Below are 26,467 nucleotides of genomic sequence, written 5' to 3'. Positions count from 1 at the left end.
CGAGCGTGGACGACGACTCCCCACCGGCCCACTCGGGCGCTCGGTGGGGCGTCGCACAGCGTCAGAACTTGATCATGCCCCGCATGATCCGACCGCCTAGCAGATCGTCGTAACCCTCGTTGACCTGGTCGAGCGTGTAGGTCTTGGTGACGAGCTCCTCGAGCTTCAGGTCTCCGCTCTTGTAGAGCGAGAGCAGCCGCGGGATGTCGGCGTGCGGGTTACAGCCGCCGAACACGTTTCCGACGATCTCCTTCTGGCTCAGGATCACGTCGACCAGCACGACATCGACGTTGGTGATGCTCGGATTCGCCACCGAGGTCAGGCAGGCGCGGCCGCCCTTGCGGGTCAGCAGCATCAATGGCATCAGCATGTCACTGGTCATCAGGTTGGCGGTCAAGATCGTCTTGTCCGCCATGACGCCCCGGGTGAGCTGGGTGACCAGCGGCATCGCCTCCTCCATCGAGGCGACGGAGTGGGTCGCGCCCAGCATCTCCGCCTGCTCCCTCCGGAACGGGATTGGGTCGACCGCGACGATGTTCTCCGCTCCCGCGATCCTGGAACCCTGGATCGCGCTGGTCCCGAGGCCACCGGTTCCGACGACGACGACCGTGTCGCCCGGGCCCACCTGCGCCCGGTTCACCGCGGCGCCGAATCCGGTCGTCACCCCGCAGCCGACGAGCGACGCGAGCTCGAGCGGGATGTCGTCGTCGATCTTCACGCACGAGTCCTGGTGGACCACGGTGTACGGGCTGAACGTGCCCAGGAGGGACATGCGCCGCAGGCCCTCACCGCGGGCGTGCGTGCGCGGCTTGCCGTCGGTGATGGGCATCCCCTCCATGATGACTGCGCCGTAGTCGCACAGCACGGAGTTCCCGCTCGCGCACCAGCGGCAGTGGCCACAGGCCGGGATGAACGCCAGTACGACGTGGTCGCCCGGCTGGAGACGGGTAACGCCAGCGCCGACCGCCTCGACGACACCGGCTCCCTCGTGCCCACCAATGATCGGGAGCCCGGTGGGCAGGTCGCCCTTCACGGCGTGGTCGTCGGAGTGGCACAGGCCGCTCGAGGCGAGCTTGACCCGCACCTCTCCCGGCTGTGGATCGTCGAGCTCGACCTCCTCGACCTCCCACTGCTTGCCAACCTCCCACAGGATCGCGGCCTCAGTCTTCATCGTTGTCCTTCCTTTGTGGCGGGCTCGGCGACCCTGTCGAACATGAGATGCAGCTCCTCGGGCGCCCCGACGGAGATCCGACGGTCTTGCGGACCTCGGTCCCGGGAGCGACGCGCAGGTTCGTGACCCTGGCGAGAAGCCGGTTGAATGCGATCTCGAGCTGCAGGCGGGCGAAGTGCTGACCCAGGCAGCGGTGGATACCCACCCCGAACGCAACGTGGGGGTTATTGCCGCGGTCGAAGACCAGCTCGTCGGGACTGTCGAACTTGGCCTCGTCCCGATTCCCCGAACGCCAGTGGATGGCGAGCCGGTCGCCCGCCTGCATCGGGCATCCGAGGAGCTCGGTGGGTATCGGTCATGGCGTCATTGCCTCCTCGCGGGATACCGCTGGTAACTGGAATCAGATTCGCGCGGTGTGCACGACCTGCTGCTCGGTGAATGCGAGGAGCCCAGCTACGCCGTTCTCGACCCCGACGCCGCTCCACTTGGAGCCGCTGAACGGCACCGTGGGCAGCAGCGCGGCATGCGTGTTGACGAAGGTGCTGCCACACTCCAGGCGCTCCGCCACCGCGCGGGTGGCCTCCTCGTCGGCGCCCCAGACCGAACCGCACAGCCCGAACATGGTGTCGTTCGCCCGTGCCACGGCGTCGCCGACGTCGGAGTAGCGCAGGATCGGCAGCACCGGGCCGAACTGCTCCTCGTCCACGACTGCGACGCCCTCGGCGACATCGGCGAGGATTGTCGGCTGGAAGAAGAATCCGTCACCGTCGATGGCGGATCCTCCCGCGGCGACCCTGGCGCCGTTCCCGATCGCGTCCGCGGTCAGGCCCTTGACGCGCTCGAACTGCGGACGGGTCGACAGCGGCCCCATCTGTGCCGCCGCGTTGCTCGGCGGGCCGACCTCGATCGCCGCCGCCGCCGCCGCGAACGCGTCCACGGCAGCGTCGTAGAGGGCATCCGGCACGTAGATCCGTTTCGGCAGTGCACACGCCTGGCCCGAGTTGAAAAACGCCGTCCCCAGGATCCGCGGGACAGCCGTATCGAGGTCCACGTCGGGCAGCAGGATCGCCGCGTCGTTGCCGCCGAGCTCCAGGGTGAGCCGCTTCAGGTCCGCCCCGGCACTCACCGCGACGCTCTTGCCGCCGGCGATCGAGCCCGTGAACGTAATCTTCCGGGGAGTCGGGTGCGCGACCAGCGCCCGACCGAGGTCGTCCCCGCCGGAGAGCACGTTGACCACACCGGGAGGCAGCACCTCTCCCATGATCTCGCCCATCCGCAGGGTCGCCAACGGAGTGAACGGCGACGGCTTGACGACGATGGTGTTGCCGGCCAGCAGCGCTGGGGCGATCTTCCACATGGCCAGGCCGAGCGGGAAGTTCCACGGGGTGATCGCCGCGACCACTCCGAGCGGCCGGTGCGCGACCTCGATCAGGGCGGACTCGTCGTCCTGCAGCACCTGTCGCGGGATCTCCATGTTCGCGAAGACCTGCAGCCACGCCGCACAGATCCCGGGCTCGCTCCCTGCCACCGGGCCGGGCTTCCCCGTCTCCAGGGTGAGCGCCGCGGCGAGCTCGTCGGAGGCGGCAGTGATCGCATCGGCGAGGCTCAGCATGGCCTTGCGCCGCTCGTCCTCGTTCGCACGCCAGCCCCGGCCTGCCGCGGCCGCCGCAGCGAGGGCCGCGTCGAGTTGATCGGGCGTGCAGTCCGGCGCCTGTGCCTCGACCCTTCCGGTCGCGGGGTTGACGACGTCGTACTCCGCCCCGGTCTCCACTGACTTGCCGTTGATCGTCATTCGGGCCATGAGTCGCCATCCTCGAGCGGTCGAAGGGGTGCACCTTGCTTGGTACGCAGCACCGGTGGGGGTCCAGCAGTAGACCCGGGCTGTGTTGACAACCGGTCGACGTCGAGGCGAGATCGGCCCGGCAGCAAACGGCCTGCGCAGGTTCTGGCGGGCAGCCCATGTGACCCGAGCCACCCACGAGAGATAAGCTAACATCATTCGGTTTAGATGGCCACACCCGGTTTCCGTCGAGTGGGCGACACCCCGCCGGCGACGCTCAGCGGGGACGACGCGCCCGGGGCCGATCGGTCCTAATGCGGCGCGTCGCCTGCCCGAGCCGGTCGTCCACCATGAGTCCGACCGCGTCGATCTCGAACAGGAACTCCGGGCGGACCAGCGCCGCTGCCTGGGAGACGGTGTCCGCGGGGCACGGCGGCTCCAGGAACTCCCGGCGCACCCGCACCAGCGCATCGAGATCGCCGATGCCCCTCGCTTGCCCAACGCTGTTGGGCTAGCCTAGCCCTGCAGTGCCCGAGAAAGGCACGCATCGAACAACGATCGGATGGGCATGCCCGTGCAGCTCGGCAGCGCGACGACCGACACCGCAGGCCTCGATCCGGCGCAGGCAGCCTGGGTGGAGCAGGTGACCGGGGGCCGGATCGTTGGTGCCAGGAGGATGGACCGGTGGCGGCCCAACTACTTCCTCGACGTCGCGGCCGCTGGTTCGGAGATCCCGTTGGTGCTGAAGGGCCCGCGAGTCCCTCGCAGGGTGGAGACCCGGTCCCGAATGCTCACCGGGTACGGCACACGTCGCGAAGCTGCGGCGCTGGAGGCACTCCAGGACAGCGGGATCGAGGTTCCCGTCTACCATGGATACCTGCCCGACGCCGGGGCGCTGCTGATCGGCCGGGTACCGGGATCGGGGGTGCTCCAGCCCGCGCCGGAAGCCGACCGGGCGTGCCTCATGCGCCAGTACGCGCGGCAGCTCGCCGCCACGCACCGGCTCGACCCGGCTCGGTTCGGCGCGATCGCCGAGCTCGACGGGGAGGCGGACCCTGCAGGACCGGACCGACCCGGGCCGCTCGTGGCCGTGCTCGCGGACTACGACCGCATGCGTCCCAAGCTCGGCAGGCCCGATCCGCTGATCGATCTCGCACTGTGGTGGATGCGTCAGAACGTCCCGGCCGCAGGCGCCACCTGTCTGCTACACGGCGACGCGGGCCCCAACCAGTTCATGTTCTCCGGTGATCGGCTCACGGCACTGCTGGACTGGGAGCTCTGCCACCTCGGCCATCCGATGTCGGACCTGGGCTACACGCGCTACCGTGAGGCGCTCTACCCGAGCGGGGCATACCCGGAGTTCGTCGCCGAGTATGCTGCCGTGTCCGACCACCCGGTGGACCGGGCCGCCGTCGACTACTTCACCGTTGCGGCCGCGCTCGTCATGTTTGCCGGGATCAGCAGCGATGTACAGCGTCCGCACCGCCGCAACCCCGAAGCCCTGCAACGGTTCTGGTGGGACGCCCTGTCCCGGGTCGCGTTGTGCCAGGTGCTCGGGGAGGCCCTCGGCCACCCACCGCTCCAGCTCGCGCCGCAACGGCCCCACACCGGCGAGCTGACCACGCTCGCCACCCTGCTGGCCGACCGCCTCGAAGTCTCGCTCACGGACTCCACCGACGCTCCCGGTGGCACCCAGCACACGCTGCTGCTCGCCCGCACCTTGCTGAGGGCCACCCAGCTCCAGGCCGACGTCGACGGCGCCAACGACACGGCCGAACTCCTCGGGCACCGCTCGCTCGACCCGGACGCCCGGCACGCCGACATCACCGCGCTCGTCGCCGACGGCCCGGGGGACCGGCTCGACGACCTGGTGCGGTATTTCGGCCGTCAGGCCGTCCGCAGAATGGACGCTATGGCGCCACTCGCGGAGACCGACACCTGGGATCGCGCCGACGACGCCGTCGCGGCCGACGATCGACTGCGCGGGACGCTGCTGCCACCGTTCCCGACCGACGTCTAATCCTGGATCGAGCCGGCCTGACCTTGGCGCTCTCTTCGCGGATGAAGCAGTATCGAAACAACGTTAGTCCAGTCGAACGCCGTCGGCGGAACCGGCAGCGATCCGCCCGCTGGATCGGTCTTCGCCAGCGCCTGGGATACGAGCTCGTACCGGCCGCGGGGTCGTGGGGCGCCGTCGGGCACACCCAGGTAGAGGTGCAGGACCGTACATGTCGTCAACCCCGTCGCCTTCCTCGGTGCGCACACGAACGGGGGCGGGCCCCCGTTCGTGCTGAGGGTGGGATCAGATCGCGGCGCCGGCCTCGGCCAGCTCCTGGTCTGCCTTCTTCTCCGCCTCGCGGCGGGCCTTGGCGTTCGGCGACTTGTGCTGCACGCCTTCGTACTCCGGGACCTGGGCCGGGCTGTCATCGGCGAGCAGTTCCTCGGCCTCCCGCTCATCGGCCTCGGTCAGCGGCTGAGTGTCGAAGGTGAACTCGACCAAGGTGCCGTCGGGGTCCCGCGTGTAGATCGAGTGGATGAACTCGTGCTTCACCTCGACCACGTTGTAACCCTTGTCGAGCCAGCGCTGCTTGTGCTCCTCGAGCCCGCCGATGTCCTTGCAATCGAACGCAATGTGGTTGATCCAGTACGGCAGCCCGTTGGCCATGCCACCCTGCCACTGGTCCGGCTCCACGACGACCCCCTCGATACCGCGCAGGTCCCAGATGGCGAAGAGCTCTCCCTCGCCGGTGTCGTAGAAGATGTGCTTGGTCCAGCCGCCCTCGGGCGTCTGCCGCTTCACCACCTTCTTGAGCTTGAAGCCCATCACCTCGGTGTAGAACTTGTGCGACTTCTTGACGTCCTTCGACGCCACCGCCACGTGATGGAAGGGCATGAGACTCCTCTCGATTGACGGCGGCACCGCCTCCGGCGCCGCCGGTGTTCGGACTAGTGAGCGGTTCGGGACGGCGCTCCCGCGGCCTCCGCCACCGCGTGGACACCCGGACCAGCGATGGGCAGCAGTGCGGTCTCCTGCGACACGGACGCGATGAGCCGCCCCATCGAGGAGTAGAAGTGCCCCGTCGAGTACGCCCGGTAGTCCGCGATTGATGGGGAAAGGTGCTCGTGCAGCACCCAGTCGTCGGCGCGGAAGCTGCGATGGAAGCGGACCGAGAGATCGAGCCCGACCGCCCGCAGGCCACTGCCGGTGTCCAGGTCGATCCACTCCCCCGTTCCGGCCGGCGACAGCGCGACGGGTTCCACGAGCAGGATGTCGGCCGCGAGCACGATCGCCGCAGCGTGCAGGAGGATCTCGTCGGGGATCTCCTCGGTGAATCTCATCCACATCCGATTGGCCGCCTCGGGACCGACCGGAGTCTCCCACGGCGCCCGGTCGAGATACCTGACGTCGACCGGGACCCCGGGGCCCACCTCGCGGACCGCCGCCGGCAGCGAGTGCGGGTCCGGCAACTCGCCCGGGTCGTTGTCCTGGTGGGTCGGGCCCAGGCCGCGCCGTGGCGCCAGGAAGCCGACCGTCGCCGTGGCCAGCAGGGACTCGTTCTGGACCACATGAACCAGGCGGGACGCGACGTGACCCGTGTCCCGCAGCCGCTGCACCCGGTATTCCACGTCGTGACCGGGCTCGGGCTCCGCGAGGTGGGTGATGTGGACCGAGTGGACCCACCGCCAGCGGGTGTCGGTCGAACGGCCGGCGGCGATCATCGCTTGAGCCGCCAGCAGGCCCCGCGGGACCTGCTGGTTCGCGTCGCCGATCCGTCCGCGCCAGCGGTCCGGTCCGGACTCGCCCAGCTGCAGCCGCGCGAGGAAGCCGGTCGGGCTGTCGTCGTCGCTCACAATCCCTCTTCCGTGCCGGTCAGGCTTCTCAGGTGCCGGTCGCCGGCGTTCCGCCACCGCGGCACCGTGCACACGCGCGGAGAGCGCCGCGGACAGACCGGCCGCACCCGAACCTAGGACCACGACGTCGGAGGACGCCGGATAGACCCGGCCGGGCACTGGCAACTGCACTATCAGGTCATCCACTCCTCGTCGGCCGAGCTACCGACACCATTAATCTAACAACATTTGGCAAATGCAGCAACGCCTCTCGACCCAATCAGAGAGCGAAGGCGGCGATCTCGCCCTCCCGGAACGCGGCCGGTCGCCGGGTCGTGGACTGACAGCACAACACCGTTGGGCATTTGACCGATCAATGTTAGTTTTAGAGCCTCGACGACGAAGGAGTGGGCGAGTGGTCGATATCACGAAGGACTGGGTGCGGACCAACGCCGATCGCTTCGGCGACGCCCTGGCGTTGGAGAACGTCGAGACGGGTGAGTGCTACACATGGCGAGACCTTGACGGACGGGTCGGCAGGCTGGCTGGGGTGTTCCGGGACCACTTCGGTGTGGGGCGGGGCGACCGGGTCCTGCTCCTCGCCGAGGGCGACACACGGACGTTCGAGGTCCAGTTCGCCTGCATCCGGCTCGGGGCGATCATGGTGCCGCTGAACTGGCGCCTCGCCCTGCCCGAGCTCGTCGACCTGGCCCGCGATGTCGAGCCCACCCTCGTGATCTCCGACGACGTGTGGCAGGCGACGGCGCTGAAGGTCGCCGAGACCGTCGGTACGGAACATCGTCTCGGCTGGCGGTGCGCACCCGGGAGCATGGTGGACTACGACGCCGCGCTGGCCGAGGCTTCTCCCGTCGAACCGAGCGACGATCTGCCGATGGACCTGCCGACGCACATCCTGCACACGTCCGGCACCACCGGGCGGCCGAAGGGCGCGATCACGACGGTCAAGACCCTGACCTGGCAGGTCCTCAACACCGGCGTCGAGCGGGGCCTGCTCGGGCCAGGCTCCAAGCAGCTCAACCCGATGCCGCTGTTCCACGCCGGCGGGCTCACCACGATCGCCACCCCGATGTTGATCACCGGCGGGGCCGTCGCCACCATGCGCCGTTTCGAACCCGCTCCGATCGCGGAGCTGCTCGGGGACCCGGCGAACGGGATCACGCACTTCACCGCACCCCCGGTCATGTGGGCCATGCTCTCCGAGCAGCGCGCCTACACGGACGGGGACTTCAGCTCCCTGCGCCTTGCCGAGGTCGCCGGCGGCGTACCCAGCCTCGCGCTGTTGGATGCCTGGGCCAAGCACGACGTCGTGCTCCAGCAGGCCTACGGCGGGACGGAGCTGGGGCCGGCGGTCACCGGGATGCCTCGCGGAGCCGTCGCCGAGCGGCCCACTTCCTGCGGACGCGCTGTGCCGTTCACCCACGTGCGGCTGGTGACCCCCAACGGGACCAGCGCCGAGACCGGTGAGGTCGGCGAGGTCTGGATCAAAGGGCCCAGCGTCACACCCGGCTACTGGTGCAAGGACGGCACCGTCGACGCCGCTCGCACCGAGGACGGCTGGTTCCGCACGGGCGACGCGGCCTGGCAGGACGAGGCAGGCTTCTACTACCTCGTCGACCGGGTCAAGGAGATGTACAAGTCCGGTGGCGAGAACGTGGCCCCGGCCGAGGTGGAGCAGATCCTGATCCTGCACCCCGATGTCGTCGACGTCGCCGTGGTCGGGATCCCCGACCCGAAGTGGGGCGAGGTCGGGCGGGCATTCGTGGTTGCCTGCCCCGGCGCAGAGCTCACTCTCGAGGCCCTCCGCGAGCACTGCGCCGCGCACATCGCCCGCTACAAGGCACCGCGCAGCCTCGTGATCGTGGAGGAACTGCCGCGCAACAGCACCGGCAAGATCTCGAAGCAGGCCCTGCGTGCCCACCAGCAGTGAAGGACATCCGCGTCTGGATCGACCAGTGGAACCAGAACCCGAAACCGCCGACCTGGACCAAGACCGCCGACGAGATCCTCGAACGACTCGCCTCATATCTTCAACGAATTCCCGGCGCAGACACGAAGCCTGGTCAGTGGTCCCTACCTTCTTTCTCGGGTAGCTCGGGCCAGTCGTAGGGTCTTGGTTCCCAGGGGTGGCGGGTGTGGCGAGGATGCGCTGGGCAACGCGGATGGCACCGCCGGGAGAGTATGTGCCGTGACAGACGGCAGGGATGCAGCATCGCCGCTACGCTGCCGCGGGATCGGACGCTGACCGCGTTTGCCGCCTCGGCCGACTCCGGCGATGAGCTGGACTGGGTAGTGTCGCTCGATCCCACGATCGTGCGTGTGCAACAGCGAGCGCGAAGGCCGCTCACCGCGGCAGGGCACTGCCGAAGGCAGCAGAACCTGGGCTACGCGCCTGCCAACCATGCGATCGGTCGGTCCCGTTGGGAGAACCCCGGTACTCGATCCCCCGGTACGCGCTGAACGGCGTCAGAAATGGACCTCACAGCCGTAACCAAACAATGTTTGATATTATCTTCTCATCGGCACGCACAAAACACGAAGGTGAGCACTCGATGACCGATCAAACACTCCCCGTTTTTTGTGCGATCGACGGCCGGAGGTCGCCAGGGCCGGACGAGGCTCTACCGGATCTCTTGCTCTACGTTCAAGGTGGCCGTGCGTTTGCCCTTGTCGACGACGTGCGACCAGATGGACGAACTGAACTCGTTGTCGCTGCAGGGTTGGTCACCCAGTCGACAATGCATTCCTTGATTCGGCACACGTCGGGTTTCGTCACAGTCGCTTTGCCTCAAGAAAGATGCGATCGTCTGCAGCTTCCTCCCGTCGTCGCGACGTCCACCGAGTCGCATTCCTCGACCTACGCCGTCGCAGTGGATGTCGCTGCGGGTACGACCACCGGCATCTCGGCACACGATCGTGCCAGAACTGCACGCTCCCTGGCGGACCCGTGGGCTGTCCCGAGTGACTTCACCAGGCCTGGCCATGTGGTGCCCGTTCGAGTTCCACCCGATCTCGAATCCCACTGCAGGACCGATCCGGCATTTGTGGGCCTGGGAGTCTGTTCGCGAGCGGGATTCCCGGCAGCGGTAATGGCAGCGCTCGTCGCCGACACCGGCGAGCTCCTGGATGTATACGCGGCGCAACTCTTCGCGGAGCGTCATGGCCTATTTTGTGTCCGAATCAGCGATATGGTCCGATCGCATCGGACAGACTAGTGCCCGTCAAGCAACTCGGGCAGGTAATCCGGTAGTCGTATCTTGCAGTTGACGGCGAAGTCACGTGTGAGTTCGGCGTGCTGGTTGGCGCCAGTGGAATGTAGGCGGCGATGGCGGCGTCCTGTTCGGCGAGCGCGGCGAACAGGATTGGATCCGGTCAGTCAGGACGACTAAGGTCTGGCACCTCGACCACGTCGATGACCTGCCGATCCACTCGTGTTCCTCCCCCGACCTGTGGTTCGGGCGGCGCGGGTCTGCGGTCCGGACGGTGACACGCTGCCCACTTCCATCGCGATGGACAACCCTATCCGTAGTCGTTTCTGGACAGACGCCATCGGTCGCCGACGCGGCGTGAGGTGTGCGATGTACCTGCAGCGGTCACTCCGTAAAGAAGGTCCCACTGCCAGCACTCGACGACCCACGGTTGGGCAGTCGGCCAGGCCACACCGAACTGCTCGACGACCAAGCACAACGTGTCGTCGAGCAGCCCCTCAACCAGCCGGATCGATGTCGACCTTCGGGTCCTTCACCGGGACAGTTGGCCGTCGATCCACGCGAGTGCGGCGCCGAACCATTCCTCCGCGTTCGCCGCCATATTCATGTCGTGCCCCGCATCCGGAAGAACGTAGCCATCGACCGATGGGACGTTCGGGCCGAGGAATTTCCTTTCCGCGTCGACAAACGTGCTGGCCGACGAACAGTCGACGCCGCCGAGCACCGGTACGCTGCCGCAGTTGACCGGGTCTCGTTGCCCGACCGCCAGCAGGACCGGAACGCGGATGTCGAGCTCCGGCAGCGGGGCGTAGGGGTTGGCCTCCAACATGCCCAGGAAGCTGGCGACGGCGGCGACGTCTTTGGTCTGTTCGTCGGTCTGGAGCACGGCGGGGTCGGCCGGTCCGCCTTCGTAGAAGATCCCGCGCGTGCCGGGCCGGGTGGTTATGTACCCGGGGTCCGCGGTTTGCCCGTACAACGCCGCGGGTGCCATCGCGGCCCCCAGGCGTGCCATGGTGTCGAGCCGGACCGTGTGCGTGAAACTGGTAAAGACGGCCGCCGACACGTCGTGGTAGGTGCTGGCCTCCAGCCAGGTGACTATGGTGCCCAAGGAATGACCGAGGGTCACGATCTTCGCCGACGATTTCCCGAGACCCGATATCTGCCCATCGCGGACGGCTTGCACCAGTGAGTGGATGGTCCACGCGTCGGCGTCAGGTGTCACGAGGACACCCGATGGCCGTGAACTGCTCCCGGTGCCGAGACGGTCCATATTGAGCACCGCGTAGCCGCGGTCGGTCGCCGAATCGGTGAAGGAGTAGCGCGAGGTGTGCCGGGCGGTGTCCGGGAAGTTCCAGTAAATCGAGTTGTAGCTGCCGCCGGGGACCGTGATCAGCACGCCCTTGATGTTGCCTCGGGGAAGGCATACTCGCACGCCGAGGTGCTCGCCAGTCGGTTGGCCTGAACCGAGGGAGACCGGAAGCTGCTGTAGTGCGCAGCTGGACCGTGTCGTCGCGGTCGCGGTCGGCGCGTTCGTGCACACCAGCGTCAGGACCCCGGCGGCTGCGAGGACGAGCAGGGAACGGGCCGCACGGCTCATGCGCCTATTCGCGCGGCGGCCCGTGAAGAAGGCCGCTCGCTGGGCGGGTTCGATCATCATGTCTCCCATGGGTTTTCACTGCTTATGGAACTGCCCGCGGTTCGTTCGCGGGGTTTGGATCGGTGCAAATAGGTGGGCGAGCCGCGTGTAGGGCCCGAAAAGTTATTGCGGCGAGCGGACGGACTTCGCTGCCTCGAACTGCTCGCGGATCGTCGCGCGGGAGATCTTCTCGGTGGCACTACGCGGCAGTTGGTCGAGCACGACCAGGTGGACTGGGAGCTTGAAGCGTGCCAGCCGGCCCGCCGCGAACGCGTGCACATCGGCCAGCGTGATGTCGGCCCCTGATGCGGGCACGACCGCGAGAAGCCCGACCTCGCCCCACTTCTCGTCCGCCACGCCGACCACGGCGAACTCTGCGATCCCGGGCATCTCAGCGAACACGGCCTCCACCTCCGCGGGATAGACGTTCTCCCCTCCAGACCGATACATCTCCTTGAGTCGGCCGACTACATAGAGGTGACCGGCGGCGTCCAGCCGGGCGGCGTCACCGGTGCGGAACCACTGCCCGTCGATGCTCTCGCGTCGCGGTTGTCGCCAATATCCCGGGGTGACCCCGGGACCGCGGACCCACAGCTCGCCGATCTCACCGACAGCGGCCTCGGTGCCGTCCGGTCCAACTAGCCGGATCCGGGTGTGTGGAGCTACCGTTCCGGACGACCCGGCTTCGGCTGCCGCGTCGTCGGGCGGGGACAAGATGGTGACGTTGGGTCCCAGCTCACTGGCCCCGTACGACAGCTGGACCTGGATGCCGTGCTTGCCGAAGGCGCGGTAGATCTCGCGCGCGGAGGGACCCCACCCACCGAAGAGCACGGTAGAGAGGGCGGGGAATTCCGCGGCCGCGAACCCGTCGAGACGGACGAGCCACTCATACATCTGCAGCACGCCGCACAGGTGCGTGATGCGCAACCCGGGATCGGTGAGCAGGTCGAGGGTCCGCTGTGGATCGAAGCGTCGCACAGTCGTCACGCGGCCACCCCAGTACAGCATCGGGTTGCTGAAGACGTTGAGCCCGCCCGCGTGGAACAGTGGCACGATGTTGAGGTGGTGACCGCCCCGCTCGGCCATCCTGCTGGTGTGGGCGAGGTTGTAGGCCTGAGTGGTCAGTGTCCGGTTGGTACACACCACACCCTTCGGTCGGCCTGTGGTTCCCGAGGTGTAGATCAGCTGCGTCGCCGCGTCCGGGTCCAGGTCGCCGCCCGGTATCGGCGCGGCCGTCGAAACCGCGTCGTCGTAGTCGGGCACGCCGGCCGGCGAGCCCCACCCTGCGCGGTGCCGCAGCGCTACCTTCGCGGTGAGTTCGTCGGCAAGGCCGCTCCAGCTGCCGTCGTGCACGATCACCGATGCCTCGGCGTCGGTCAGTTGCTGTGCCAGCTCTTCCGCAGTGAGCCGCCAGCTCAGGGGCATCAGGATCGCGCCGATGCGCATGCACGCGAACTGGAGCTCGAACACTCGCAGGTCGTTTTCGGCGAGGATGGCGACGCGATCGCCACGCCCGATGTGCCACTCGTCACGCAGGAACCCGGCCAGTGCGGCAACGCGTGCCTCCAGCTCGGCCCACGTCCGGGTGGTGTCGTCCTCGGCCTGGGCGAGTGCGATCGAATCAGGATGGCAGCCCGCGTTATAGGACACCCAGTCGGCGAGGATCTCGGTCACCACGACTCCTTTGTCGTTTCAAGCGAGTGGTGCGCCTGCTGCGGCTACTGATAGGCAAGCAAGGTCGGCGAAACTCGCGAAATCTCTTCCCCAATAACCCTACAACGTTTGTTTATTGCGACGGAGGAAAACGGCCAAGAGAACCGCGTTGAACCAAATGTCGTTAGCCGCGGGGCTCCACGAAGGCGATCTCCTGCGCTACGGTCGCCACCAACCGTCCGTCGGCCGATCGCAGCTCTGCCCGGCAGAACCCGCGTGCCCGGTCGGCGACGGGTGAGGTCTGGTCCAGCAGAAGCCAGTCGTCGAAGCGTGGTGGGCGGTGGAACCACAGCACGTGGTCCAGGCTCGCGCCGTACACCGCTCGTCCGCTGGTCACCAGTTCCCAGTCGATGCCGTGGGGAAACAGCACCGGTTCGAACATCGGGAGGTCCGTAGCGAAGGTGACCGCGGCGGCATGGACGCCAGGGACCTCGGGCAGGGAGCCATCGGCGCGAAGCCACACCCTGTTGCGCGGCTCCCTGGAGGTGCCGGGACCGATCGGGTCCCACGGCGCCCGGTCCACGTAGCGGGTGTCGACCGGCCAATGGGGCGCGGCCGCGACCGGTACGGCGTCGCCGAACCGCTCCGCGAGCCGTTCGCCGCGGGACGGCATCGTCTCGGGCGCAACCGCCGGGCGGCCGGCGCGCTCGTGACGGAGCTCATGCTCTAGCTCGGCCGCCGTGAGGTCATGGAACGACACGGTCGCGGTAGCGAGCAAGCGGCCGCCCTGCGCGGCACGGACACTGCGTGTCGACAGCGTCCGGGAGTCCCGCAGCCGTTCCACTGTGTACTCCACCGGGGAGCCGGGGTCGCCGCCGCGCAGGTAGGTGGTCTGCACCGAGTTGACCTCGTGAGCCGGGTCGACGGTCGCCGCCGCCGCCGCGACCGCCTGCCCGGCGATCTGGCCCCCGTAGAGCCGGGGAAAGGCGGCGGGTGGGACCGCGCTGACGAAGCGGTCGGCGACCGGTGCGATGCTTGGTACGTCTAGTGCGCCCGATGCGGGCTGCAGCCGAAGCACCGAGTCCCACCATGTCGTGTAGTCGGCGCTGCGCGTCAGGGTCGCCATGTCACCTCCATTGGGGATCCCGCCTTCGGGATAACGTACAGTGATTGGTTCCCGGTGGGCTGAGCACCGGGCGGCGGAGCTCAGCTCATTCGTACCGGCGACAGCGGTTGCGCCGTGATGCTCACTGTGCTGGCGACGTCGAAGGACTCGTGTAGTTGGATCGAACCGTCGATGCAGCCGTTGGTGATGGTCTGCGCGGCGAAGTCCCGAAATGACCATCGGCGGGGCGAGGATCTGCGGCAGGTGGGTTTGTCGTACCAAACGTTGAATGCGGCGTCCCGGCCCGCGACCGCATTGGTGTAGACGAGCAGGTTCGTGGTTTCCATCGGATTCTCCTTGCGCCTCTACGGCTTGCGGCCGGTACCATCACCTGGCACAGCCATCAGGCTGACGGCAGCCGTCAGATGTGAAGGGCCTCCGACGCTATGAATCGGCTGATTTCATCGGGCGATAGTCCACGAGCGGCGAGCAGTCGATGGACATCCGTTGTTAGCGGGGCGCCGCCGTTTGCGAGGACACCTGGAGTTTCGCTCAGACGCGGCGCGGGCTGTGCTGTCGGAATCCCGCGACTCTGAACCACTTGGCCCCGCGCCGCCAGGTGCGCGTCCTTGGTAAGCTCATCCAGGTCCAGGACCGGATAGGCGCACGCATCGCTACGGCTGAAGACTCGGGTCCAATGGTCTCGCGGTTGCGTTGCGAATCTGTCGGCAATGAGCCCGCGCACCTCGATCCAGCGTGCCCTCTCATGTTGTATCCGTAGCAATGCGGGGTCCAGGTCCAGTAGCCGCAGCAACTCGGCGTAGAACTTGCTCTCAATCGAGCCAACCGAAAACCATCGGCCATCCGAGCATTGATAGACCGAATAGAACGGCGCGACCCCTGAAAGAAGGCTCGTACCACGGCCTGCCCATTCGTTGCGGCCTAGTTCTGCAAGCTGTGTCGTCATGAGATAGCTGGCGCCGTCCACCATCGCGGCGTCGATGATCTGCCCACGCCCTGTGCGCTGTCTTGCAAACAGTGCCAGGACGATGCCGAGGACCATGGGCAGCGACCCGCCGGCGAAGTCGCCGAGCAAATTCAGTGCGGGCACCGGAGCCCCGATGCCGACCGCGCCGAGGGGTCCGCCGACGGCGATGTAGTTGATGTCATGGCCGGCCGACTCGGCATAAGGGCCGGATTGCCCCCAGCCGGTGAGCCGTGCGTAGATCAAGGCCGGATTACGTTCACACAGTACGTCGGGACCTAGACCACGGCGTTCCATGGTTCCGGGGCGATAGCCCTCGATGAATACGTCTGCCGTGTCGGTGAGGCGGGTGATCAACTCGGCACCTCCAGGAGCACGCAGATCGATCGTCAGCGTGTGTTTTCCGCGTGAGAACTGGGCAGAAGCGTCCACCTCCTGGCGCCCCGGACGCCGAACCTCTATCACATTCGCGCCGAAGTCCGCCAGGATCATGGATGCGAACGGACCCGGACCCAGTGTGCTCACATCCACCACAGACACACCCGCGAGCGGTCCGTCGACACTTCGGCGGGCAGAAGTGCTCGAGGCCGGCTTCGGTATGCCGGTTGGCGGGTTGTCGGTCAAGACTCTCCTCGGATCGTGGAACACGGATCGAGTGGCGGTTGGACAAACGTTTGATGAGCCACCTCCGGGGTGGCTGCGATTGACATCAGCAGTACTGCGGCACGGTCGGGACACTGGCCCGGAATCAAGCGGGAACCACGGTCGCGATCGATGTCACCGACGCGTGGTCTATGCCTGCGTGCCGCGGACGTCGGCAAGTGTCGGAATTCGCCTTGTGGTCGTCGGATTCGGCGCCCGCGGCGATCATTCGAGGGAGATCGAGATCGCGGTCTCCGGACACGCTTGTCGCGCCGCGACTACCTCGTCGCACAGATCCGAGTGGATCTGCTCCGAAATCAGCACACCGTTGGTGCGTCGGGTTCGTGATCATCGCAGACGAGGAATGACGTCGGATCCGAGCAGTTCGACCATTTCACGAAATTCTCCGGCAGGTTGCCCTCCCATGTCGATGGACAACAAATTTACGTCGGCTGATAGGAGTTCGCTCAGAGTTCCGAGTCGATCGACCACCTCCTCGGGACTGCCGCAGATCGCAGGCCCTTGAGTGCTGAGAAACTCGAAATCGAACGGCTTTTTAATAAAGGGCGGCGGGTTCGGATTGACCCGACCGATGATGGTTGCCATGAGGTCGAAGTAGGCTTTGTAGCGTGGAAGCCATCGCTCCCGTGCCCGCTGACTGGTCTCGTCGACATTCAAGTGCCAGCATGCTCCGATACGAGGCCTGCGCGGGTGTCCGAAGGATTCGTAACGCTCGAGGTAGTTCTCGAGTACGGGCTTGAACATGGCAGGATTGCCAAATGCGCTGGGCAACATCAAATCCAAGCCGAGGCGAGCTGCCAGGTCGAGTGTGGATTCGGATGCACCGCCACCGATCCAAAGCGGGGGGATTTCGGTCGGTGGTGGCTGAAGCTCGAACTCATCGAGTGGCGCACGGTGGCTACCCGTCCAACTGACTGCCTTGCCACTGAAGAGTTCCAGGATAAGTTCGATGTTCTCCTCGAAGAGAACATGCGAATCGTCCGGGTTCTGCCCGAAAGTGGTGTATGTGGACGTGAAAAAATTCCCTCTGCCAGCGACCAACTCGACGCGACCGGGGTTCAGAACTTCGAGTGTCGAGTAGTCCTCTGCAGCCCGGACAGGATCGAGGTTCGCAACGAGAGTAACGGCAGTGCTGAGCTTTATTCGACTCGTCCGCTCCCCGATGGCCGCGAGTATAACGGGCGGAGCGGAGTAAATGTACTCGAGACCATGATGCTCGCCGATGTGTACGCTCTCGAACCCTCCCTCCTCCGCGGCGACTGCCGCATCAACGATGGCGCGGTGACGTTCCGCAGCCGTCTCGCGCTGCCCGGTCACCGGATCGGTTACCTGGTCGCCGAGCGTCATTAAACTCAGTGTCATCGCCTTGCCTCCGATGTTCTGGGACGTGTTTGCGCAAGTCCTTAGGTCGCAATTTAGCAAACAGCGTTTGATTAATCAAACTGCGTACGGTCGGGCTGGGCGAGGCGAGCATGACGTGACGAGCCGCTCACCCGGAGTGTCGGTGGACACGCCGGGTGGCCCGCGCCCTGGAGGTGGGCTGCCGTTTGGCTGGTTCTCCGCTGATGAGGCCGCCTGCCCTCGCCGTTCGAGTTCAGCGCGCGGCGTGCCAGCAGCCAGCGGATCCTGCTGGAGCGCAACGTCGAGAGCGCGCCCCGGTCGGAGGAGACCGGGGGCGAGAAGGCGCTCGGGCGCCAAGAGGCAAAGGGCGTCGGACTGCGGGCTGCGCGTCGAGCGGATTCGTAGCTGGGACCACCGCCGCGTCGACACTGGGCGGGTTGCCAACCCAGGTGACCGAACTTCGATCGGCTACCTGGATTGACAACAGTGTTTGGTTAAGTCGGCATCGATGGCGGAATGTGATGCGGGCTACACCGCAGGCAGGTAGAGGCTCGATGGTCACCCGTTCACCGTGGGGTCGCTTGCGCAGGTCGCGTCCCGGAAAGCTTTGCCGAGGGTCGGCGCGCTCGCCGCGGAGCTGATGGCGGAGCGGAGAGCCAGGCACCCGCCCCGCACCCGCGCCAACCAGTGGCGGACATGCCATGCGCTGAGCCACCGGCCCCCGGGGCGCCACTCCAGCTCCGACGAAGCCGGTAAGGGGTACCGAAGCCATCGCAGCTGCGTCGGGCACCCCTTCCGCAGGAGGTAAAACGAACATCGCTTGGTCCTGTTCGCGCGTGCCCAGAGACCCGTGAGGACGTGCCGCCCGCCGAGACTCTCTGCTGACTGGAGGCCGACCTCGGCGCCAAGGTGCTGAAATATTCCTTAATCAAACGATGACAGGTAATGTCGATGGGCGTGACCGAGGACATCCTGATCGAGACGGTTGGAGCGGTCGCGACTGTCCGGCTGAATCGTGGCGCCAAGCGTAATGCCCTCACGATGGCGATGTACGCCCGCCTCGCCGATGGGCTGGCCGGGCTGAGCGAGGACGCCGACGTGCGGGTAATCGTCCTGACCGGCTCCGCTGGCAGCTTCACCGCGGGCAACGACCTGCGGGACATGGCCGAGGCGGGGGACCTTGACGAGGACTCACCACCCCGGCGCTTCCTCGATGCCCTGGTCGCGCTACCCCAAGTACTGGTGGTCGGGGTCGCGGGCGCGGCGATCGGCATCGGCACCTCGGTGATCCTGCATGCCGATCTCGTCTACGCCAGCTCGTCCAGTATTTTCGCGCTGCCCTTCGTCAACCTGGGGCTCGTGCCCGAAGCGGCCTCGACGCTGCTGCTGCCCGCCGTCACCGGTCATGTCCGTGCGGCGGAACTGCTCTTGCTCGGCGAGCGCTTCGATGCCGAGCAGGCGCTGCGCTGGGGGCTGATCAACGAGATGCTCGACGGCGGCCAGGCCGAGCTCGACAAGCATCTGGCGATGATCGCGGCCAAGCTCGCGGCCCAGCCGGCCGAGTCACTGCTGCAGACGCGACGGCTACTTCGCACCCACCGAACGGAATCGGTCGGTGCGCGACTCCAGGAGGACGGAATGATCATGCGGAAACTCGCTGCGGTTCGCTCGGCGAGGATGTCGTGATGACGGCGACGGCGATCCACACGCCAGGGATCGACACCTACCCGCGGGTCTTCTCGCCATTCGAGATCCGCAATGTCCGGCTGCGCAACCGGATCGTGCGCACGTCCCAGGGCAGCGGGCTGACCGCGGGCGGGCTGGTCACCGAGGACTCGATCGCATGGCACGTTGCCCGTGCTCGCGGTGGGGTCGCGCTGGGCTACAGCGACCCGGGCCAGACGCACTGGAGCTCGCCGGCCTTCATCGACAACACCCGCGACGCCTGCGTCGAGGGCATCCAGAAGCTGACCGACGCCGTGCACGCCGAGGGCATGCAGATGTTCGAGCAGCTCATGCATGGTGGGCCCACGAACATCCCGCTCGATGGCTCGGCGCCGTGGTCGGCCTCGGCGATACCCGACCCAGGGCTGGGGATGGTCTCGCGCCCGATGACGCAGTGGATGATCGACGAGGTCGTCGCCGGCTTCGCCGGCGCGGCCCGGCGGGCTCAGCTCGGGCGCATGGACGGTGTCGAGGTGCACGGCGGACACGGGTACCTGTTCAGCGCGTTCATGTCGAGTGCTACCAACCATCGGACCGACGCCTACGGCGGATCGTTCGAGAACCGGACGCGGCTGCTGCGGGAGGTGCTGGCCGCCATCCGGGCCGAGGTCGGCCCCGACTACGTCGTGGGAGTTCGGCTGTCGGCCGACGGCGCGCCGGGGCACGCGAGCAGCGAAAGCGTCCTCGAGGTAGCGCTGGATCTCGAAGTGCGCGGGCTCATCGATTTCGTCAACCTGTCACTGGGCAGCCACTACGGCCGGGACCTGCTGATGGGCGGGATCCATGAACACCCGGGCTATCAGCTGAAAGTCAATGCCGACATCGCCCGCCGCAACAGCCTGCCGACCATCGTGACCGGACGGATGGCCAGCATCGCCGACGCCGAGCAGGCCCTGGCCGACGGCAGCGCCGACCTGATCGGCATGGTGCGCGCGACCATCGCCGACCCGGAGATCGTGAAGAAGACTGCTGAGGGCCGAACCGCCGAGATCCGGCCCTGCATCGCCTGCAACCAGTCGTGCGCGGGCGGGCTGAACACCCGCGGCCGGGTCAGTTGCACCGTGAATGCGGTCGCCGGGCGCGAGGTGCGGCACGGCGACGACTCGCTGCGCTCGGCGGAGCCCGGACGGCTGGTCGTGGTCGGTGGCGGGCCGTGCGGCGTCGAGGCGGCTCGTGCCGGCACCCTGGCCGGGCATGAGGTCATCTTGCTCGAGTCTGCCGACGAGCTCGGTGGTCAGCTGCGCTTCGTCCGCCAGTCCCCGCGTCGCGGCGAAGTCGCGAAGCTGCTGCCCTACTACGCGACCAGTCTCGCGTCGTTCGACATCGACGTCCGCCTGGGCGTGAGCGCCACTGCGGCCATGATCAGGGAGCTGGCCCCCGATTCGGTCATAGTCGCGACGGGCAGCGTGCCCAGGCGTGACGGCTTCCAGACGCTTCGTCCGTGGGGGCCGCCGGCCGGGTTCGACCCCTCGACCATCCTGACGAGCTGGGACGTGTTGAGCGGCGTCGACACCGGGGATGTCGTCGTCCTGCTCGACGAGGTCGGCCATTACGAAACCCTCGACGTGGCCCAACTGCTGGTGAGCCAGGGCCGCACCGTGCGGTTGGTGACCAGGTTCTCGGCCGTGGCGGCGAACCTGGAGATGCGCTGGGAGATGATCGGCGGCCCGAACGCCCGCATCCTCTTCGAGGGCGACTTCGAGCTGTGCGCCCGGCGGGTGATCACCGAGATCACCCCGACGCAGGTTTGCGTCGCCCGGATCGAGGCACCCCAGCGTCAGGAGCTGATCGACTACGACACGCTCGTCTTCATGTCCGGCAACGTGCCGTCGGCGGACCTGTACGAGGAGCTGCGCGACGGTCCCTGGAAGGTCGTTGTAGCCGGCGATGCCGTCGGGCCGAGGCTGCTGGAGGCGGCGACCTTCGAGGGCAACCTCGCTGTCCGATCGCTCGAAGCGGGCTGGGCGCGCCCCGCCGTGCGGTTCGGCCAGACGGGCAGTGCCATCTGATGATTCTCGATCGAACTCTCGACGGCATCGCATTGCGTGACGTCGGCGCCGCATGCGTTCGGCCGGCCGGCCCAAGGTGATGATCGCCGGTGTCGGCGAACGGATGGTGCACGTGGCGGGCGGGGTCGGCGACGGCCTGTTCATCCATCCGTTCTCGTCCCCGAAGTACGTCCGCCCGCAGATCTCGTCGGCCGACCCCACACCAAGATCGGCGGCCAATCACCCATCAACCGCGTCACCACACAACGTCCCCGGGAAACAGCTGGACGAAGTAGCGCGCGACCAGCGAGAAATCATCGGATCTGCACAGCTCCGGCGGCTAACGCGAAACGCCCATGCCGGCGAGGCGGCATACCAGTTGCGCTGGTCCCATTGCGACGACGCCACCGAGCGCGCACGCGGTCGTTACCGTAGCCCTGACATTACGGATGAAGCTCACACCTCGTAACTGAGATCCTCGCCGCCGCTCACCTCGATCAACCAGTACAGGGTTCCAGTTTCGAAAGGCCAGCCGGTCGTGGCCACCTCGATCCATCCACTGCCGGACTCGCCGACCCCCGCATCCCACCACCACCAGCTGCGGTCATCGCCTCGCCCGTCCTCAGTCGGGTCGAAGTAGTAGAGCCAATCCGAGAGCATCCACGGACCCAGGCACGCAGCCGACTTCTCCTCGGGCGTCATCGCCCGCCACTGCCGTTCCCACGCTTCGATGTCAAAGGAAGGGTCGGGCACACGCTCCGGAGCACATCGCTGCACGAACCACGTCGGCAACACTCCCGGCCAGTCCTCGAACGCAGGCCAGACGCCTGTCCGTTCCACCACTCGCGCCAGTACCGCACGCGCATGCTCGATAACGACCGCAGGCTCCTCAGCAGTGAACCGGATCCGTACGAGGAATACTGCCTCCCGACGGTCGCCGGCTCCGAGCCCAGATCGAAGGCGTCGCAGCTCGCCCTCTACGTTCTCCACAACACAGAAGCATGCAGCACAACCGACGACCTCGCCACACCTCGAAAACCTTGCGATGCGTGGCTGGAGTACTAGGACAAGTAGCCTGTTCTACGCCCTTCGATGAAATCGCCTCGCGCAGACGATGCCTCACCTGACATATTCAGCTCGTAGGTATAACTGAGCTCCTGTCGGTAAAGAGTTCGGATATCGCGCCCGACGCTCCCCGACATGGATAGTTTCAGCCCCCGGATGACGCTGGGGCGCTTGGCGCAGATCGTCTCTGCAACACTCCGTGCCTCAGCAACAAGATCGTTCTCGTCAACCACCTTCAGAATGCTTCCGAACTGGTGCAACTCTTCGGCTGGAACTGGTTCGCAGGTGAACATCGCTGCCCTCAGCCGCTTCTCGGGCATGAGACCGATAGCCTGAACGACACCGCTCGTAGCGCCGTTGTCAGCCTCCGCAAGTACGAACGACGTCGCACGAGAGGCGAGCACGATATCGCAAACTCCTGCGACAAGGACACCGATTCCGATGCAGTAGGCATGAACCGCGGCGACGACAGGTACAGCGCACTCGGCGATAGCTAGTGTCAGTTCGAACGAACCTCTAGCTTGCCCGAGAATTCCTTCGAATCCGGGAAGTCCTTGAACTTCCTTGACATCGCCGCCTCCGCAGAAACCGCGACCCTCCGATCGAAGCAGTACTGCGCGTACTGATTCGTCGGATCCGCACGAATGCAAACGTGATGTCAGTGCATTGATATCAGCGATTGAAAAAGCATTGACCGGCGGGTTTTCGACGACAAACTCTACCAGTCCGCTATTGTGCCGTATTTCCCTGATCACATTGATACACTCCTCGGGTAACGTAGGGCGAGATACGAATCAGTCATCAGGGTGCCGCTTCACTCGGACGCACGGACAACGGCCAGCATGCTGTCGACGTCGATAAACTTCACTCGTGTTCTATTTCGTGCGGTTCCAGCGGCTTTCTCAGCTCTGTCGATCTTCTGCCAGCCAGCGAAATCCACCGTAGCCGGCTGCCGTTCGTGTATCAGATCCATCAATTCGTCTTGACTGTGGGATGGCGTCGCCAGTAGCCCCGTCTCATAGTCGTCCAAGAGATGACCAACAGTCTCGGCGGCGCACCTTTTGTTTGTTCCTATGACACCGGAAGGTCCCCGCTTGATCCACCCTGCTGCGTAGACGCCGACAACCGGCTCAGTGGATGCAGGATCGATGACTCGGCCGTTTCTGTTGGGTATAGTTCCGCGATCGTAATCAAACGGCACTTCGGCCAGGGGTGATCCCTGATACCCGATCGACCTGAGTACCAGGCTTGCCTCGATCGTCTCGACCTTGCCGGTAGGCACGACCGCGACACCACCGTCGTGCGCGGGTACCGGCTGGTTACGAACGACCTTCACCCCAGTAACGGCTTGTTCGCCCACTATCTCTATTGGCGATCCGAAGTACCGGAACACGATTCGTTTGGGTTCGTTACTCGTTCGCCTGGCCGCGAACTGGGCGGCGAGATCAGATTTGATTCGAACAGCAGGTTCGGCATCCTCGTCGTCGATCAGCTTTTGAGTGTATGGGTCGAGGACTGCCTCCCGGGAGTCGATGAGGATGTCCACGTTCGGAAGTTTGCCCAGTCCTAGGAATTCCGCACTCGTGTATGCCGCCTGGGCCGGACCCCGCCGGCCCAGCACGACGACTTCGCGAATATTGCTATGACGTAACGCCGCGACCGCGTGGTCGGCGATATCCGTTTTGTCGAGTTCGTCGACATCGGTGACCAGAATTCTTGCAACATCAAGCGCAACATTTCCGTTTCCTACGATCAGTGCACGTTCTCCGGAGAGGTCGAAGCTTCGGTCGGAGTGGTCTGGGTGACCGTTGTACCAAGCCACAAACTCCATCGCGGCATGCGATCCGGCGAGATCTTCGCCAGGTATTCCCAACTTTCGATCCGCAGCGGCCCCTGTGGCGTAAATGATCGCGTGGTGGTGGGCGAGAAGTTCGGAGTGGCTGACATGTTTGCCGACTTCGACTCCGAGATGAAGTTCGAACTCCGTCCTGGTGCCAGTAGCGCGGAAGACATCGGTGACTGCCTTCGTGCCGACATGGTCGGGTGCAACCCCGGAGCGAATCAGCCCGTACGGTGCCAGCAGGCGATCGAACATGTTAACTCGTACGCCTCGATAGGCCAAAAGTTCTGTTGCAGCGTAGCTCGCAGCAGGTCCGGATCCGATGACCGCTACACGCAGCCCGGAGAAGTCGAAGTCTCGCCTCGCCGGACGCGGCGGCCTGGCGCCGGACGCCTGAAGAGGGTACTTCAGGTAATATGCCGCGTTGATGTCGAGAAAAGGGGTTGCATTCTCGTCGAGGTCGTCGTCGGCAAAGATGGCGCCGACTGGGCACTCGGATACGCATGCGCCGCAGTCGATGCACGTATCGGGATCGATATACAGCATCTCCGTTTTCATGTACGGAGCTTCTTCAGGGGTCGGATGGATGCAATTAACAGGGCACACTTCGACGCAAGAAGCATCATTGCAACAGGGCTGAGTGATAACGAAGGTCATTTCAACCTCGCTTGGAAAGTTCTCGAATCACCGTTCTCATACACACTTCGCTGGGACTTCGCCAGCGTTCGGTTCGAACTCGCCGAGCCAACCCCCGTAAGTCTCGGCCGAATCGGTAGGTGCGAGAAGGCGGATCGTCGAAAAGATGGCGGGTATTCGGAAAGCCCCTCCACGTGGGCTGGTGATGACGAGCGGCGGACGTGCGGTACTGAACGCACATAATCCTCAGTCACCGTTTCCTCCAGCTCGCGCGACGCCGCACTGTTGGCGCAAGCCCGGACCACTGAGCGCCGGACCGCGACCACCGTTCTCGTTTGTCAGCTTCCGGCATATACCCACCAATAGATCCGCGTATCGGCACAAGTCGGCACCATGAATCGGGGATGGCAAGCCCCAAAGACCCACAGTCAATGTCACGCGCCCCAAAGCGTCGAAGATCGGCGCCGACAGCAGCGTTACGTCATACGGGCGATCGGGCTCGATGGTCACTGGTTCGTATTGATCACTCACTGACAGAGTGAGTTCTCGGATGCCATCCTCGAGGTCTTCATCTGTTTGAAAGCCGGTATCTTTTCCGATTGCATCTTCTAGTCTCCGGTGATTGTCACTCGACATAGCGACGGACCATTCGCGGGAACGAATCGTGCGAAGCAGGCGTTCATAATTGTCTCGCTTGTCGTCGATCCCTGCTTTCAACCAAGCTTCGACGTCGTCACGGCCGCACCATGCGAGGAATAGTCCGCCGACAGGCGGCACCAAGGGCATTCGATTGCCCAGGCGCGCCGGCACTCGACGTCCGGCCGGAGAACCCGCGCTACCAAGCACAACCAATTGACCTACGTCCGCACCTACCGCCACGCATTGCACTCCAAGACTGTCTGCGAGGTGTTCCATATCGGTCCGGATCAACTCCGTCAAGCGGATTTGATCGACCATGCGGGACTGACCGGAGACAACGATCGACTCGGGTGCGAACTTCCCGTACCCGCCTCGGAAGAAAATGAGAGGTGACGTCGGATTGGAGACTTCGAGAGAAGTGACTTTTCCGACTGCGATGTAGTGATCGCCAGTTTCGAATATCTGCTCATGAATGCAGTCGATCCACGCAACAGAACCGTCGATGATCGGCGCTCCCGATGGCGCAGGCCGCCACGCTACGCCAGCGAACTTGTCACCACCGCTGACTGCAAATTTTCGGCACAGGTCCTCCTGGTCGAAGCTCAGTATGTTGATGCAGAACGATCTCGCTGCCTTGATTCTCGGAAAGCTACTCGATTTCTTGGTTGGCAGAAATGCGACCATGGGCGGATCGAGCGACACCGAAGTGAACGAACCGACTGCCATTCCGACGGGATCGCCGTCCGGACCAACTGCGGTGACTACAGTTACTCCAGTGGGGTAATTGCCGAGAACGTGGCGAAATTTGTCATCGTCGAACCCGACAGGACTCGTGTCGACTACCGGCTCGACTCTCCGTATGTGTGCCTCGACACATTTACCGTCGTCGGTGCACCAACCCTTTTTCTCCGCGTATCGCAACATCTCTTCGAGCTTCTCGTGGTCCTCATCGCCCGAATCGAGCGCGATATGGGTGCGGATAACCTCGGTGTATAGCCAGACGTGTCCCGGTTTCCCCAGAGTTCCCCACCCAGCCGTGTCGAGAACTGAACCGATTGCGTCATCGCCGAGTGTGGATGGAGCATCGACCCGCAGGGTCGTAAAATCTCCGGCATCTTTGAGAGACACGAGCACTCCCTCGTTTGAATCCAAGATCTCGACGAACACAATCCGCTCCCTAGT

21 protein-coding genes are annotated in these 26,467 nt (G+C 65.4%); 5 read left to right on the top strand and 16 right to left on the bottom strand.

What is annotated here, in order from left to right:
• Positions 1-61: 61 nt before the first annotated feature.
• From ACV7NQ_RS29435 to ACV7NQ_RS29420, 4 genes are all read right to left on the bottom strand, one after another.
• A complete protein-coding gene (locus tag ACV7NQ_RS29435) occupies positions 62-1,171 on the bottom strand; it encodes an NDMA-dependent alcohol dehydrogenase (protein ID WP_463362574.1) in 1,110 nt (369 codons plus the stop codon).
• Positions 1,161-1,523: a cytochrome P450 gene (locus ACV7NQ_RS29430; RefSeq protein WP_463365869.1), complete on the bottom strand. Its 363-nt coding sequence runs from the start codon at positions 1,521-1,523 to the stop codon at positions 1,161-1,163. Before ACV7NQ_RS29430 ends, ACV7NQ_RS29435 begins: the two co-directional genes overlap by 11 nt.
• A 48-nt stretch (positions 1,524-1,571) precedes the next feature.
• Entirely contained in the window at positions 1,572-2,972 is a 1,401-nt protein-coding gene (locus tag ACV7NQ_RS29425; protein ID WP_463362573.1) for an aldehyde dehydrogenase family protein, read from the bottom strand.
• Positions 2,973-3,228: 256 nt separating this feature from the next.
• Positions 3,229-3,414, bottom strand: a complete 186-nt coding sequence (locus ACV7NQ_RS29420; protein WP_463362572.1) for a hypothetical protein — start codon at positions 3,412-3,414, stop codon at positions 3,229-3,231.
• Between the two features lie 99 nt (positions 3,415-3,513).
• Here ACV7NQ_RS29420 and ACV7NQ_RS29415 point away from each other — a divergent pair, with 99 nt between their 5' ends.
• Complete coding sequence (locus tag ACV7NQ_RS29415; RefSeq protein ID WP_463362571.1) at positions 3,514-4,971, top strand: phosphotransferase family protein; 1,458 nt, start codon at positions 3,514-3,516, stop codon at positions 4,969-4,971.
• A gap of 282 nt (positions 4,972-5,253) precedes the next feature.
• Here the strand turns inward: ACV7NQ_RS29415 and ACV7NQ_RS29410 are convergent, their stop codons facing one another.
• Positions 5,254-5,844 carry a VOC family protein gene (locus ACV7NQ_RS29410; RefSeq protein WP_463362570.1) on the bottom strand — a complete coding sequence of 197 codons (591 nt, stop codon included), beginning with the start codon at positions 5,842-5,844 and terminating at the stop codon, positions 5,254-5,256.
• A gap of 53 nt (positions 5,845-5,897) precedes the next feature.
• A complete protein-coding gene (locus ACV7NQ_RS29405; RefSeq protein WP_463362569.1) occupies positions 5,898-6,803 on the bottom strand; it encodes an acyl-CoA thioesterase in 906 nt (301 codons plus the stop codon).
• Between the two features lie 394 nt (positions 6,804-7,197).
• Between ACV7NQ_RS29405 and ACV7NQ_RS29400 the strand changes: the two genes are divergently transcribed.
• The gene (locus ACV7NQ_RS29400; RefSeq protein ID WP_463362568.1) at positions 7,198-8,730 is read left to right on the top strand and encodes an AMP-binding protein; all 1,533 of its coding nucleotides are present in this window, start codon (positions 7,198-7,200) and stop codon (positions 8,728-8,730) included.
• A 568-nt stretch (positions 8,731-9,298) separates the two neighbouring features.
• A complete protein-coding gene (locus ACV7NQ_RS29395; RefSeq protein WP_463365868.1) occupies positions 9,299-10,015 on the top strand; it encodes a 3,4-dihydroxy-2-butanone-4-phosphate synthase in 717 nt (238 codons plus the stop codon).
• Positions 10,016-10,541: 526 nt separating this feature from the next.
• Here ACV7NQ_RS29395 and ACV7NQ_RS29390 read toward each other — a convergent pair.
• The 6 genes from ACV7NQ_RS29390 to ACV7NQ_RS29365 form a co-directional block, all read right to left on the bottom strand.
• A complete protein-coding gene (locus tag ACV7NQ_RS29390) occupies positions 10,542-11,675 on the bottom strand; it encodes an alpha/beta hydrolase (protein WP_463362567.1) in 1,134 nt (377 codons plus the stop codon).
• A 93-nt stretch (positions 11,676-11,768) separates the two neighbouring features.
• Positions 11,769-13,319 carry a class I adenylate-forming enzyme family protein gene (locus ACV7NQ_RS29385; RefSeq protein WP_463362566.1) on the bottom strand — a complete coding sequence of 517 codons (1,551 nt, stop codon included), beginning with the start codon at positions 13,317-13,319 and terminating at the stop codon, positions 11,769-11,771.
• Between the two features lie 163 nt (positions 13,320-13,482).
• Positions 13,483-14,424, bottom strand: a complete 942-nt coding sequence (locus ACV7NQ_RS29380; RefSeq protein ID WP_463362565.1) for an acyl-CoA thioesterase — start codon at positions 14,422-14,424, stop codon at positions 13,483-13,485.
• 80 nt (positions 14,425-14,504) lie between these two features.
• Positions 14,505-14,750, bottom strand: a complete 246-nt coding sequence (locus tag ACV7NQ_RS29375) for a hypothetical protein (RefSeq protein ID WP_463362564.1) — start codon at positions 14,748-14,750, stop codon at positions 14,505-14,507.
• Between the two features lie 74 nt (positions 14,751-14,824).
• Positions 14,825-15,928, bottom strand: a complete 1,104-nt coding sequence (locus ACV7NQ_RS29370) for a CaiB/BaiF CoA transferase family protein (RefSeq protein WP_463362563.1) — start codon at positions 15,926-15,928, stop codon at positions 14,825-14,827.
• 450 nt (positions 15,929-16,378) lie between these two features.
• Entirely contained in the window at positions 16,379-17,413 is a 1,035-nt protein-coding gene (locus tag ACV7NQ_RS29365; RefSeq protein WP_463362562.1) for an LLM class flavin-dependent oxidoreductase, read from the bottom strand.
• A 924-nt stretch (positions 17,414-18,337) separates the two neighbouring features.
• Here ACV7NQ_RS29365 and ACV7NQ_RS29360 point away from each other — a divergent pair.
• Both ACV7NQ_RS29360 and ACV7NQ_RS29355 read left to right on the top strand, forming a co-directional pair.
• Entirely contained in the window at positions 18,338-19,078 is a 741-nt protein-coding gene (locus ACV7NQ_RS29360; protein WP_463362561.1) for an enoyl-CoA hydratase-related protein, read from the top strand.
• Positions 19,078-21,126, top strand: coding sequence for an oxidoreductase (locus ACV7NQ_RS29355; protein WP_463362560.1), 2,049 nt, complete (start codon positions 19,078-19,080; stop codon positions 21,124-21,126). Before ACV7NQ_RS29360 ends, ACV7NQ_RS29355 begins: the two co-directional genes overlap by 1 nt.
• A gap of 435 nt (positions 21,127-21,561) precedes the next feature.
• On the opposite strand, the gene ACV7NQ_RS29350 is transcribed toward ACV7NQ_RS29355, so the two are convergent.
• The 4 genes from ACV7NQ_RS29350 to ACV7NQ_RS29335 form a co-directional block, all read right to left on the bottom strand.
• Positions 21,562-21,948 (bottom strand): hypothetical protein, encoded by a 387-nt coding sequence (locus ACV7NQ_RS29350; RefSeq protein ID WP_463362559.1) that lies wholly within the window; start codon positions 21,946-21,948, stop codon positions 21,562-21,564.
• A 218-nt stretch (positions 21,949-22,166) separates the two neighbouring features.
• Positions 22,167-22,925 carry an enoyl-CoA hydratase-related protein gene (locus tag ACV7NQ_RS29345; RefSeq protein ID WP_463362558.1) on the bottom strand — a complete coding sequence of 253 codons (759 nt, stop codon included), beginning with the start codon at positions 22,923-22,925 and terminating at the stop codon, positions 22,167-22,169.
• 59 nt (positions 22,926-22,984) lie between these two features.
• Positions 22,985-24,667: an FAD-dependent oxidoreductase gene (locus ACV7NQ_RS29340; protein WP_463362557.1), complete on the bottom strand. Its 1,683-nt coding sequence runs from the start codon at positions 24,665-24,667 to the stop codon at positions 22,985-22,987.
• A 225-nt stretch (positions 24,668-24,892) separates the two neighbouring features.
• The gene (locus tag ACV7NQ_RS29335) at positions 24,893-26,452 is read right to left on the bottom strand and encodes a flavin reductase (RefSeq protein ID WP_463362556.1); all 1,560 of its coding nucleotides are present in this window, start codon (positions 26,450-26,452) and stop codon (positions 24,893-24,895) included.
• Between the last annotated feature and the right edge of the window lie 15 nt (positions 26,453-26,467).

This window comes from Nocardia sp. Tas62D01 (assembly GCF_055232035.1).
This window is presented reverse-complemented; position numbering and strand designations above follow the sequence as displayed.